Source organism: Zooshikella harenae (assembly GCF_018837975.1).
GTDB classification, from domain to species: domain Bacteria; phylum Pseudomonadota; class Gammaproteobacteria; order Pseudomonadales; family Zooshikellaceae; genus Zooshikella; species Zooshikella harenae.
The window spans coordinates 110844-124536 of sequence record NZ_JAGSOY010000003.1 but is presented as its reverse complement, the minus strand read 5'-3'; the positions used below and the strand labels follow the sequence as shown (position 1 = coordinate 124536).

General features: G+C 40.3%; 9 protein-coding genes. 4 read left to right on the top strand and 5 right to left on the bottom strand.

Annotation, left to right across the window (positions count from 1 at the left end; translation table 11 throughout):
- Nucleotides 1-819, bottom strand: a complete 819-nt coding sequence (locus tag KCG35_RS02395; RefSeq protein ID WP_215818063.1) for an outer membrane lipoprotein-sorting protein — start codon at nt 817-819, stop codon at nt 1-3.
- Between the two features lie 355 nt (nt 820-1174).
- Here KCG35_RS02395 and KCG35_RS02390 point away from each other — a divergent pair, with 355 nt between their 5' ends.
- Together KCG35_RS02390 and KCG35_RS02385 are read left to right on the top strand one after the other, a co-directional pair.
- Nucleotides 1175-1981, top strand: coding sequence for a PEP-CTERM/exosortase system-associated acyltransferase (locus KCG35_RS02390; protein ID WP_215818062.1), 807 nt, complete (start codon nt 1175-1177; stop codon nt 1979-1981).
- Complete coding sequence (locus KCG35_RS02385; protein WP_215818061.1) at nt 1968-2834, top strand: ThiF family adenylyltransferase; 867 nt, start codon at nt 1968-1970, stop codon at nt 2832-2834. The genes KCG35_RS02390 and KCG35_RS02385 overlap by 14 nt, the downstream gene beginning before the upstream one ends.
- 265 nt (nt 2835-3099) lie before the next feature.
- On the opposite strand, the gene prsT is transcribed toward KCG35_RS02385, so the two are convergent.
- The 4 genes from prsT to KCG35_RS02365 form a co-directional block, all read right to left on the bottom strand.
- A complete protein-coding gene (prsT, locus tag KCG35_RS02380; RefSeq protein ID WP_215818060.1) occupies nt 3100-5862 on the bottom strand; it encodes an XrtA/PEP-CTERM system TPR-repeat protein PrsT in 2763 nt (920 codons plus the stop codon).
- A 32-nt stretch (nt 5863-5894) separates the two neighbouring features.
- Nucleotides 5895-7250 carry a PEP-CTERM-box response regulator transcription factor gene (gene prsR / locus KCG35_RS02375; protein ID WP_215818059.1) on the bottom strand — a complete coding sequence of 452 codons (1356 nt, stop codon included), beginning with the start codon at nt 7248-7250 and terminating at the stop codon, nt 5895-5897.
- Complete coding sequence (prsK, locus tag KCG35_RS02370; RefSeq protein WP_215818058.1) at nt 7238-9343, bottom strand: XrtA/PEP-CTERM system histidine kinase PrsK; 2106 nt, start codon at nt 9341-9343, stop codon at nt 7238-7240. The genes prsR and prsK overlap by 13 nt, the downstream gene beginning before the upstream one ends.
- A 767-nt stretch (nt 9344-10110) precedes the next feature.
- Complete coding sequence (locus KCG35_RS02365) at nt 10111-10752, bottom strand: nitroreductase family protein (RefSeq protein WP_230408962.1); 642 nt, start codon at nt 10750-10752, stop codon at nt 10111-10113.
- 161 nt (nt 10753-10913) lie between these two features.
- Here KCG35_RS02365 and KCG35_RS02360 point away from each other — a divergent pair, with 161 nt between their 5' ends.
- On the top strand, nt 10914-11636 hold the full coding sequence (locus KCG35_RS02360) for an endonuclease V (protein ID WP_215818057.1): 723 nt from the start codon (nt 10914-10916) through the stop codon (nt 11634-11636).
- Between the two features lie 259 nt (nt 11637-11895).
- Nucleotides 11896-13281: an adenylate/guanylate cyclase domain-containing protein gene (locus KCG35_RS02355; protein ID WP_230408951.1), complete on the top strand. Its 1386-nt coding sequence runs from the start codon at nt 11896-11898 to the stop codon at nt 13279-13281.
- Nucleotides 13282-13693: the final 412 nt, after the last annotated feature.

Genomic DNA, 13693 nt, shown 5'->3' with positions numbered 1-13693 from the left:
TTATTTTTTCGTTATCGATGATGGTCTAAAGGCAACTTCCTTGGCAGGGTCTTCCAGCGTTTGAGTTGTAAATAAGGAATCAGGTAAATTTTGGTCATACGCAATATTTTTTATACGCATCATCGTACTGTGACCGGACTTTAAGTCTTTTACCACAGACTCCATAATAGTCCAATACCCTTGTTTTTTGGCCAGTTTATTGACGATAAGCCGCTTTATAGGCTGACTTCCACCTTGATAGTAATCAATTCGAAGGGCTGTAAGAGAGGGCCGGTGAATCCAACTAAGTCGTTTGCTATACACAGAATCACGCGCATTTTTAGGTATACTTTCCAAAATAATTGTTGGCAGCTTATTAATTACTTCTTTACCCAAGATTTTATGATTATCTTTGGTATAAATACGATTTTGTAGATCCTCATAGAACAAATCAGAACCTACAAAACGTCCACCTTTTCGACTTGAAGCAATCTTCCGAACACGCTTTAATGCAGGCAAAAACACCCATTGTTGACTGTCTGTATTTTTTTCATCTCGGGTTAATAGCCCTGTGCCTTCAATATCTTTTGGTGAAGTAAAACGAATTAAAGACCAAATATCATAGTAGCTTTTATCTTTACCATATGAATAGAGTGCTCTTACCCTAGGTTTATGACCTGCCTCAGTTAATACCATATAACCAAAGCTTGCACGATCCTTACCATCAGGTCTATCGTACAGCTGTTTTGCCAATTGCAAAGCATCGTTACTTGATGCTCCATAAACAACACTTGTGGTAACTGTACAAACTAATAATGCTAAACAACTTATGAACTTCATAAAAAAATCCAGGTAAATATGCCTACGAAAAAAGTATAGATTCTTTACCCATAATGTGTAGCTAAATAGACACTATATACTTTATATCAAAAGGTGAGTTTATAAAAATCATTCAAGAAAAGTATAATCACTCATTAAAATTAACAAACATACTGCTTATATCTTATTCACAACCAATTAGCCCCAAGAAAAACAATCCCATCAAACACTCATTCCACAAAGAAAAATCAGTTCTTAATAAATAATATTTTTTTATTTCAAAATAATTCAAAGAATATCCATCAATAGTTTGCTGAAACATAAACTTTTAATAAACCTTAATAAAGAAGCAAAAGTAGTCACAGGATAGCTGTTTATGATGTCAGCAGATGAGTTAGGTCAGCACTTTCGGCAGTATTTCCGTCCTGTATTAGCGGCAACACATAGCTTAGTGGTTGAAGCCCACCGCATTCGCTACGACGTTTACTGTAAAGAAATGAAGTTTGAGGATGATCCTGGTAACTTCATGGAAATTGATGAGTTTGATTATTATGCACAACACGGCCTGATCTCCCATAAAGGCTCTCAGAGCTTTTGTGGGTGTGTTCGCTTGGTCGTTCCTCCCCTATCCAATCGGTTTGCCAAACTGCCTATAGAAAAGCACTGTAGTAACGCGATTGATAAAGATGTTATTGATATCAGTAAAATGGAACGTGGCACATTTGGCGAGATTTCCCGTCTCGCCGTACGTTCTCAGTTCAGACGACGTAACACAGATTCGAAAACACCCTCAGGCGCTCCTCCAACTAAAAGTAGTTTCCAAGAAAATGAGCGACGCAATTTCCCGCAATTAGCTGTCGCCTTATATCTAACTGGTGCGGCGATGGCTATGTTAAATAACATCCGCCATGTTTTTGCGATGATGGAGCCTCGTTTGGCAAAACACATGAACTACCAAGGTATTATGTTTCAACAAATAGGTCCTGCAGTCGATTATCACGGTATACGAGCCCCTTATTATATTAACGATCAAGCATTATTCGATAGCCTTCCTCCAGTTTTACATGCCTTATATACCGTCATCTACGAAGAGCTACGGGAACAATTCAGTCCTGAACTTTCAGTACATAACTTATCTCACCAAGAAGAAATTACACATAACCATTTATATGGATCAAAATAATACCTTTGACTATCACACAGCTTTTTCCCGCAATATTGGTTGGGTAACCCTTACCGAGCAATCACAGCTCCACCAAACCAAAATTGCTATTGCGGGGATGGGAGGTGTTGGAGGCTCCCACTTACTCACCTTAACGCGTTTAGGTATAGGCAAATTTAACATTGCTGATTTTGATTCATTTGGTTTGGAAAACTTTAATCGTCAAGCTGGTGCTCGTATGAGTACCATTGGACAGGGTAAAGCAGAAACCCTGGCAAGTATGGCACTTGGTATTAACCCAGAGCTTGATATTCAAGTATTTAATCAGGGCATCAATGAAAATAATTTAATTAATTTCTTAGCTGATGTTGATTTATATGTTGATGCACTGGATTATTTTGCATTTGATATTCGCCAGCATGTTTTTGCTTACTGTTATCAACATAACATTCCAACCATAACCGCCGCTCCACTTGGTATGGGGACTGCGTTACTCATTTTTCTACCCGGGAAAATGTCATTTGCTGATTATTTCGGACTACATGAATGTCCTGAGGAAGAACAAGCGCTTCGCTTTCTTATTGGATTATCCCCCGCCATGTTACAACGTCACTATTTAGCGGACCCTACTCGAGTCGACTTACAAGGCCAAAAAGGCCCCTCAACGGTGATTGCCTGCGAACTTTGTGCAGGGTTTGCAGCAACACAGGCTCTAAAAGTACTACTTAACCGTGGACCGCTACACTGTGCACCTTGGGGTCTACACTTTGATGCCTATTTAAATAAGTTACGTAAAACCTATCGCCCTGGCGGCTATAAAAACCCTTTGCAAAAATTAATGTTTTCACTTGCTAAACGATTATTAACACAGTAGATTTTATCTTAAATATACCCATAACGAATCATTTTTAGGGTTTGTTGTCTACGCTCTTCACTCCAGTCACTTATTAATATAAGCTCCGGGGGCTTCATCGCTTGACGGCCTCCCTTAAAAACCCTTCGTTATGGGTATACCTCCTCCATAGTAATTTTTTTCAATCCACAACCAGCAACATTCAAAAAATAATTTACAAAAAACAATAAAAAAAGCCACGCCAGAACGACGTGACTTTTACTATTAGCTTCGTTTTTAGATAACGTTAAAGCTCTGAAAACAGTTCCTCAGCCGCTTTCTTTTCAGAAAAGGAGCGTTTTGAACTCAGTACAAGCTTCAGTTCTTTTTTAGCTTGCTCTTTTTTACCTGTTTTCGCTAAAGCGACAGCATAATGATAGCGAATGTCAAAATTATTAGGCGCCGCTTTCGCTGCACCCGCTAAAAGCTCAAGTGCCTTTTTATGCTGGTTATTATTTAATAAAACCCAACCATAAGTATCCGTGACTTCTGGACTATTGGGCATCGCTTTATGTGCTTTCTCAGCATATTTCAGCGCTTTATCTTGTTCTTTATCCAGATAGAACCACGCTAAATTATTGAGAGAAGTGACATCATTAGGTTCCTTTTTCAACACTTCTTCATACTGTTTTATAGCATCATTTACATTGCCATTACTGTGCAAGTGCTGTGCATATAAACGGCGGATGGCACCATTATTTGGCCATTTTTTGAGGCTATCAGCAAACAGTTTCTCTACCTCTTTTTTCATGCCATGACTATTAAAGAAAGCATAAAGCCGAGAAACCATACCAACTTCAGCTAAATCATTCAGCATCGGCTGATAGATTTCTTTCGCTTTATCATCTTGCTTAGCATTTAAATAGGCACTGGCCAACAAAATATTTGCTGTTGGACTATCTTTTTCACGTGCAACAATTTCTTTAGCGATGACTAATGCCTCATCAAACCGTTTTTGCTGGTTCAATAAACGCATTTTCGTCAGTATCAGTTGTTTATCTGTAGGCTGGCGACGTAATGCAGCATCTAATACATTTAATGCCGCTTTTTTATCCCCTTTTTGTAAGTGATATTGCATCAACTGATTGATATAACCTTTATTATCTGGCGATAAGGTTACCAGTTTTTCCAGTAAATACTGGGTGTTAGTGTCATCATTAGCGGCACGAGCAACACGTGTTTGCAGCTCAATCACCGCAAGCTGATCACCATGATCATCAGCCAAACGACGAGTGACTCGTTTAGCATCATCCAGTTGCTTGTAATTTAAATAAGCATCAGCCAGCATGATTTGAGTACGTAAATCTTTATCATTTGCCTTGTGTGCCTTCTCCAACCACTCAATGGCTGCCTTTTTATCTTTGGCTGATGACGCAACTGCACTTAAAGCAAAATAGGCAGGCAGATATTTTTCGTTAATCGCTATTGCCTGTTGATAATAGTCTTTAGCTGCATCTTGATTGCCCTGTGTATAACTTAGGCCTGCTAAGCCCATCAATGCAGGAATATACTTCTTATCTTTTTCCAGCGCCTGTTCAAAACCCGCTTTAGCTTCATCAAAGCTTCCCTGCACCTGATGTAATAATCCCTGCAGGTTATGGTACATCGGGTTATCTGGCCACTGTTTTATACGCTTGGTTACAAGGCTTTCTGCTTCTTTATATTTTTTCTCCTGAATATAGGTACGAACCAATAACAAGTCAGCATCATTCGGTTCTTCAGCCTTTGCAGACAACTCTTTTAACTCTTTAATTGCACTTTTCGTATCACCTGAAAATAAGTGACCAACTGCAACCTGAGCTTGCAATCGTGCAATATTAGGTTCGAGTTCCAGTGCTTTATCTAAATAATGCGTAGCTTTCGCATAATCTTTAGTTTTCATGTAAGCATTACCCAGCAACGCATAAACACGTGCTTGATGCTTACCATCTTTAGCGGCTAACTTTTCAAGTAATGTAATTGCACCTTGATAATTTTTCTGTTTGACCAAAACCTGTGCTAATAAAATATTTGCACCATCATTACCCTTAATATAATTAGTATATTGCTCAAGTTGTTCCAACGCTTGTTGATAGTTACCTAATCCATAATGTGCAATACCTAATAAATACATCACAGGCACAAATTGCTGGCGAAGCCGAAGTACTTTTTCACCTGCTTCCCGTGCTTTTTCATACTCCCCTTGCTTAAGATACACTTTAGTGAGCGTAAAGTTTGCCTCAGGGTGCTCAGGCACTTTTTCAAGAACAACATCCAGATCTGCTTTGGCTTTATCTAACGTGTTAGAAAGCGCATAAGCATCAGCTCTTTTTATGAGTGCATTATAATTTTCAGGCGCTAATTTGAGCACAGTATCCAAATCAGTGATGGCATCAGCATAACGCTCTTGCCGTGTAGCTATTTGTGCTCTTAATATAAGGGCATCAGGGTTTTCAGCCTCTTTTTTAAGTAATTTCTCAAGACGTTTGCTCGCATCGTCAATATTACCTTCTCTGAAATCAACTTTTGCCAAGCCTAAATGTGCTGAAGGTAAGTCTTTACTTTTAAGTGCTTTTTCAAATGCTTCACGCGCATCCGCATACATCCCTTGCCCCATGTAGGCATAGCCATGAATCAGCAAACCATCAGGTTGATGTTCTGCATCAATAGCTTCAAGGTCGACTAACGTGATTGCTTCAGTAAAACGCCGTTGCAATAGATAGAGTTCCGCTAAGCTTAACTTGTCTTCCAGCTCAAGTCCGCCTAATTTTTTAGCACGTTCAAACTCTTTTACCGCAGAAGGCAAATTGCCTTGTTTTAAATAAGCGCGACCAAGTAATGCTCGTGCTTTTGCATCTTCAGGGTTCTCTTTGAGTAAATTTTTCAGCTGTATTTCTGCTGATTTATACTCACCCTCGTTATAATACTGTTGTGCATCTTTCAAGTAATCGGCAGCAAGTCCACTTAAGGGCAACGTAACACCTAAACAAAGTGAACAAAGTGATAATCTGATCCTATTGAATGTTTGCATTACACAGCTATCCTTCTTTATAGGTACAACAGTTATTCCATAATTCCATACTTGTGCATCAGCGAGTAAAGTGTTGGCCGAGTGACACCTAATAAATCGGCAGCTTTAGAAATGTTATTATTGGTGTACCCAATGGCTCGATTGATCACTTCTTTCTCTGCTTTTTCTCTGACTTCTTTCAAGTTAAATGGAAAATTCTCAACTTCAATATCTTCTAGTTCCAAATCTTCACGCGTAAGCAGTTTGCCATCAGCCATAACCACTGCACGTTTCAATCTGTTTTCTAATTCTCGTATATTGCCAGGCCACCGATAACTGGCAAGCGCATCAAGTGCGTCATTCGTGAACCCTTTCAAATTACGCTTGTGCTGTTCACAATACTTTTGCAATAACATTCGCGCAAGGATAATTGCATCCCCTTCACGCTCGCGTAACGGTGGAATTTTCAGTGTTATTTCACTAATACGATAGTATAAGTCTTCTCTAAAACGTCCTTCTTCAATCAGTATGGGTAAATCCTGGTGAGTCGCACAAATTACACGAACATCAACAGGTATTTCCTCTCTGCCACCAACACGCTCAATCACCCGTTCCTGTAAAAAACGAAGCAACTTAGCCTGCAAGGCCATAGGTAAATCACCCACCTCATCTAAAAAGAATGTACCACCTACGGCATACTCTATTTTACCTTTAGTTTGTTTAACCGCGCCGGTAAATGCACCTTTTTCATAACCAAACAGTTCACTTTCAAGTAAATTTTCTGGGATAGCCGCACAGTTAACAGCCACAAAAGGCTTATCCTTACGCTCACTCATATTATGCAGCGCTCTGGCTAAAACCTCTTTACCTGTACCACTTTCCCCCAGTAATAACACTGTGACATCTGTTGGCGCAATTTTTTCAATACTGCGAATAATTTTTTGCATACTTTGACTACAAGCAATAATACCTTGTAGTGCTTCATGTCCTTCACGTGCTGCCAAAATACGATTTTCAGTTTCTAACTCATGTAGATGAAAAGCACGCTCAATGATCATCCCCAATACATCAGTATCTATTGGTTTTTGATAAAAGTCATAAGCCCCTAGAGCAATCGATTTAATAGCATTTTCCCGGTCATCATTACCTGTAACAACGATCACCTTTGTTGTCGGTGATAAGGCTAAAATATCCTCAACCGTTTTTAAACCTTCGCTGGCATTGGCAGGATCAGGAGGCAATCCCAAATCCACTGTTATGACTTGCGGCTCTGCTCTACGCAAGTGCTTTATTGCTTCATTTCGATCACCACAGATAATGGTTTCATATTGCTCAAAACACCATTTAAGCTGTTTCTGAAGGCCGGTGTCATCTTCCACAATAAGTAAGGTTTTTTTCAAACCTGACATGCTTGTTCATCCTCCATATTTTTTGTACCTACTTCCCGTTGATCAAGGTGAAGGGGTAGCCGCAACGTAAACTCTGTACCCTCTCCTGGCACACTGGTGACACTCATAGAACCATTTAGACCTTCGATAAAAGCTTTACTATCAAATACCCCAATACCCATTCCTGCATTGCCCTTTGTGGTATCAAATGGTTTAAAAAGACGATCTCGAATAAATGTCTGGTCCATACCACAGCCATTATCTGCAATCGAAATGACTGCTTCATGTTGATCTTGCGTCAGTCGCAACTTAATCCACCCTGTATTTTCTGTAGCATCTTGCGCATTCTGCAATAAATGTCCCAATACTGAGACCATTTTTTCTCCATCAATAACAACTGTAAGTGGTTGGTTAGCAGGCTCAAGCGTAATAACGGGTTGATTGTTAGACTGCTGCTTGACAGCAGCTGCCGCCAGGTCATTAAGATCAGCCAATGCTTTTGCAGAACCCGACACTTTGCCTTTCCTTAATTGCTCCAACAAACGATTCATTTTGGCTACAGCATTCGATAATGTATCAATGGCATCATCAATAAATTCAGGGTTACGTTTGTGTTTATCTGCATTCGTCACAATTAACGACAGTTGTGCTACAAGATTCTTCAAGTCATGCACGATAAAGGCTGAAAGCCGGTTATAAGCCTCAAACTGTCGTGCACTGGCTAACTCTTCACTGGCATCCACCAAAGCCAAATAATTGGTTAGTTGATAACCAATCATCTTCAATAGATCATGATCTTCCCAGTTAACGGTTCGAGGGGCCCGCGGCTGACAAAGTACAATAAAGCCATAAAGGTCATCATGATTAATAAGAGGCACAATTAACCAATGTGCACTTTGCTGGGTAAACCAATCAGGTAATACAATGCCATCATAAAGTGACTTATTGTCATCATATTCTTGTTTATTTATTACCCAGCGCTTGTGTAATAAGAAAGGAATTAATTCCCCTTGGAGCGTTTCACAACAATCCTCAGGAAGAGGTAAATTCCAAGCAAACACAGCGCGATAAATACCTTTACGATTTTTTTGCCACAATACACCTGCCGGGCTATCAACCGTATCCGCCATAACCCGAATACAACGTTGTTGTAAGGGCTCTGCAGGCTCATTGGAGACAAGTGCATTATTCAACCGCAACCACTCATCACGGTAGTCATATTTAAAGTGAAAAAAATGCTTATTAACTAAGACCTTAAATTTAGAACGTACTTGAGCGGATAAAAGCAGGACTAACAAACTTACCGTAGCAAGTGCTATGAATACAGCAAGTATAACTTCACTCCACTGCCCACCAAAGTCACGAATATAGAACCCGGCTATGGCCATGAGCAGTAAATAAAGCCCGGTAATAACCAAGACGGAAGTACTGTAAATAATCCGGCGAGAAACAAATACTTCCAACGCCCAGTTCGGATTACGCGCTGAAGATAAACCAATCAAAGGTACAACAAAGGCCAAAAGCCACCCTCTAGCATTCCATAATGCTAGGTTAATATGGCTATATAAAAGGGCTTCAGCATACAGAATAAAATCAAACGCAAAGGTAGCCGCCAGGCCAAGGTAAATATGCTTAACAGCCCAACGCTTGGATACTTGAGTATTCCGATAAAGCTGCTCAAGTAAGAACAGCCCAACAATTGATATGCCAAGATGACCAATAATTCGCCAATTAGCCTGGCTATGCATCTGGCTCCAAAGCTGTATCTCAGGACTGAGTTCATAGCAGAACAATATCAAGCCAGCACAAAGAACAACTGACTTGCCATAACGAAACAGTTTTCGGCTCTGTAATTCCGTAAACGCAAATAACCTACTGAGAAACCACAACCAAACAAAGCTACGAAGTAGTTCAATGGGTAAACTATCGACTAAAAACCAACGTTCATGCCAGTTTACCCAAACAACTGTAATTGCCCAGATAGTCGTTGCAGTTGTGGCAACAAGTAACAAGCCCCCTAATGATCGTCCACGTAAACTGGTGCATAACAACAGACTTAGTACAAAATAAGCCAGTGCAGTCACGCTGTAACTAAACAGACCCAGATAATCCATCAAAGATACCTAGCTGATTATGCCATCCTTATTAAGTCCCAGTAATAATCCGTCACTGGAGCCAAATTTATTTACTACGTTTGAAATAAAGCGCCGATGTTGAATCAACCTTGTGTCGCGCACTGCTAAGTTCTCATTGCAACCTTAATAAGCAAGACCAACCTTCCTGCTTAAAGGGCGTTGAACATACACCTCATCTAATAAATGCTAATGATGTCGATGCAAATAGGCAGGAAAATAGACACTGATTACAGGCCAAATCCATACACAGTTTTATTAACACTTCACTTAGTTAAAGCATTAATGAAAATAATTAGGTTACTACTTCATTATTAGGCCTAGTAATAACGACAAGTTTAACAATTCACATTCGCTATTTCTGTGAAGGCCATAAGATAACGTCGAAAGAATAGAGCCTTTTCATGAGACACTAATCACACTAATGATCGCAAAAACACCTCACGAAACTCATTTGACTAAGTAACCAACCATATTCTTGAAATCGATCAAGCAGCAACCATAAAGATTCAATCAAGAAGATTCATTTAAAAACTAATAGACGGGAATGAGGGCTTTCTCAAGTGGATTGTATATTATTTTGACAGTTCATTATTTATATACAAAATAAGTTTGAGGATGTTAGTCATTTATGGGTGAGTAATTACTTAATCACTTCAACTCTTCCAATCAACCCTTTTAGCTAAAGCAGCACACTTTCTGTTTACAAATAGGTACTCGACAAAGTCTGCTGCCCAGTCTAAACGAGATTAACCTTGCCAGGGTTGAAAATAGTCCTTGGTATCAAGGGGCTGTATTGGCTTGGGCTGTCCTAGTGGTTGTCCCATATAGATAAAGCCCAACAGCTTCTCGGTGTTCCTCAACCCTAAACCTTGTTTCACATGTTCATGGTAGCTAATCAGCCCTGTTCGCCACATAGCACCTACGCCAAGTGCATGGGCTGCAAGTAACATATTTTGTACTGCCGCTGCCGTTGATAACAGCTGCTCCAATTCTGGTACTTTTTCATGAAAGCGTGGAGAGCAAATAACAGCCACTAACAAAGGGGCACGCAAGGGTGCTTGTAGCAGCTTATTTTCTTCTGCATCTGTTAATTGTGGGCTTGCTAGTTTAGCTGCTTCCACTAAAAGCTGACCTAACTGACTCCGTTGCTCTCCTGTGATTGTTAAAAAGCGCCAGGGTCTCAGCATCGCATGGTCTGGTGCACGTAAAGCTGCTTGATATATAGCCTCTAACTGGGCTTCACTGGGTGCAGGTTCACTCAGACGGGGAAAAGAAACGCGTGTATGTAGTGCTGTCAGTGTATCCATAATTGTTCCAATCAACATTGCTTCATAGTGGCTCTTAAGAACAACAGCAACTCGCCTAAAGGTAATAACGTTAGGCTTCATCACTGAAATAAACACCTACTAAATGAGATTTATTTTCATTTGCATGGCAGTCTATCGATTTTTTTAGTTTAAATCGACTTCCATTCCTTCTAGACTCAAGCTAGGATTAGTCAGTTTTGTGACATAAATAATATTGATAGTGTGAATTAAGCAAGCACTGCATGAAAATACATCAACTCCATCCCTGGCAAGTGACACAACCACAAGCGGAGGCTATTCAAAAATATCTGCGGGAATGGATAGTAACGGACAATCAAGTTCGTACTGTTCGTTTTATCGCTCGGGCTCAGTTTGCCTACAACCAACATAATGGTTGTGGTAGTGCTAAAGTCTCACTGTTGTCATTGCCAGACCTGAAAATTGTTGAGCAATATGTGCTTTCAGAAAAGCTGTCAGACCCTCTGGCACCTAACGTCTTTTCATTCTGCAAAGCACCCTTGATCGTTAAAACATTGCAGCAGCTACAAAGAACACCAGACCTAATCATCTGTGATGGACGAGGATTGATCCCACCAACCCGCTTTGGCATTGCCAGTCACATTGGCTTACTCACGAACACACCAACATTTGGTATCCGTTCAGCACCTCCTGGCGAGATAAGCCAGCGGTTAGGTAAAAACCGTGGGGCATGGTTCCCTTTAAAGACAGATAACTTATACCACAGTGCACTCCTTCGGGTGTGTAGTCCGTTACCCCCAGTTTATATTTCAATTGGTCACCGTATTGACCTTAAAACCGCATTGAAGTACACCCTACTGTGCATCCCTGAAACTATCGATAATGCCCGCTTATCGGCATTGTATTGTCCTCAACCGTTTGGTCTTGTGTTAACCAAGCAACCATCTGATACATCAGCTGCAACAGCTATACAACAGTCAGCCTAAAACTTACCAGTCAGGAAAATAAAATGAGCGAGCATTAATACTTTATGATAAAGTCCCGTAAAATTTCCGGTTTTTGCCTACCCAGCTTGTATATTCCTGCTTTAAACTTACTGTTTGCCATCATTAGGTTTGTGTAAAGGTGTTGCAGGGAACAACTTAAGAGCTAATCTGAATCCATAGTGATTCAATGATTTTGTAAGTCAGGCAAATCAATTAGTGATTTATAGTCAGCTCGCAGTATAAGTGCAGTTTAATTACCATGCAGAAAAGGATCAGTAGTACCACTCTGAGTCAAAGTCCTGCTATTCGCGACTATAACATTCGCATACTGGCTTATTTAGCCGCAGCAGTGATGATCGCAGCCGCCTCCTATACCAACCATCTGGCGCATAATACCCTGTGGTTGCTTATCTATGCACTAATATACCCTCATATTAGCTATCTCATTTCCAGACACTTTGTAGTAAAACATAACTTCACCACAAGGCGGGTTTTACACTACTTTGATGCGGTCCACTGTGGCTTGTTGATTGGACTGATTGGCTTTTCAGTTGCCTCAACCGTAATCTTCATCATCATGCTTGAGTTCAGCACTTTAATCTTTGCTGGAACACGGTTGTTGGCAACCAGCAATCTCTTCTTAATAGCCAGTGCCATGGTGGGTTATTTATTCGGTGGCAGTATGCTAGCTTCTGCGCCGCCTATTCTAGTGATTATTAGTAGTGGTATTAGTGGTGGCGTTTACATACTGTATGTGGCTTACTATTTTTATTCGTTAGCTGTTGAGTACAGTCATGCTCAGGAAGAAGTAAAGCTACTTAAAGAAAAAAACATGATCATTGCGAACAACCTTCGCAAGTACATCTCTCCTCAATTACACCATCTTATTTTCTCAGGTAAACGTGATATTCGCCTAGAAACCCAGCGTAAAAAGCTCTCTATATTCTTTTCTGATATTAAAGGATTTACTGAATTATCAGAGGAAATGGAAGCAGAAGCACTCACAGATTTATTGAATAATTATCTCACCGAAATGTCCAAAATCGCACTGCGCTTTGGTGGCACCATTGATAAATTTGTGGGTGATAGCATGATGGTGTTTTTTGGTGACCCCAAAAGCCAAGGAGCTAAAAAAGATGCCATTGCGGCTGTATCAATGGCAATTGCCATGCGCAAGCATATGAAAGTGCTCCGCCAACAATGGCGCAGTCAAGGCGTGCGCAAACCACTCGAAATTCGCATGGGGATAAATACTGGGTACTGTACCGTAGGTAACTTCGGTGCTGAGTCCCGAATGGACTATACCCTGATCGGTAAGGAAGTTAACTTAGCCAGTCGCTTGGAAAGTAGTGCTGAACCAAATGAAATCCTTATTGCTTACGAAACTTACTCCATGATCAAAGACGTCATCATGTGCCGTGATAAAGGAAAAATTTCAGTCAAAGGTTTTAGTCGCCCAGTTCCTATTTATCAGGTTGTTGACTTCCGAAGAGACTTGGGGGCACGACAAAGTTTTATTGAGCATGAAATACAAGGTTTTTCCATGTACTTAGATACAGCAAATGTTGAACGCTACGATAAAGAAAAAATCATCAAGTCGCTTGAAAAAGCAGCACAAACATTGCGCGACCAGGTTATTATTTAAGGCTTATTAATTAACTCGTTCAACTTTTATTAACTATTTATTCAACCGATCAATATTCCATCAAACACTGCGACACCTTTTGGAAAGTATTTTAAAACATCTACTCACTATTCCAATAATCAGCATATATTGAGGTAAGTTTATACGCAACGCTTACCTCTAAAAAACAACCTCACCCAGGGCAATCGCATATATACCCTTCACAAATCATTTTTAGGCTTTGTTGTCAGCGTTCTTCACCCCAGTCACTTATTAATATAAGCTCTTGGGGCTTCATCACTTGACGGCCGCGCCTAAAAACCCTTCGTTATGGGTATAACTTTACCTTTATAAAAGCCATTTTCTAAAGCACCTTTGTCCAACATCTGCATAACGCCCTTCGAATACGCGGCGAATCCTTTCCTGGAGGCCG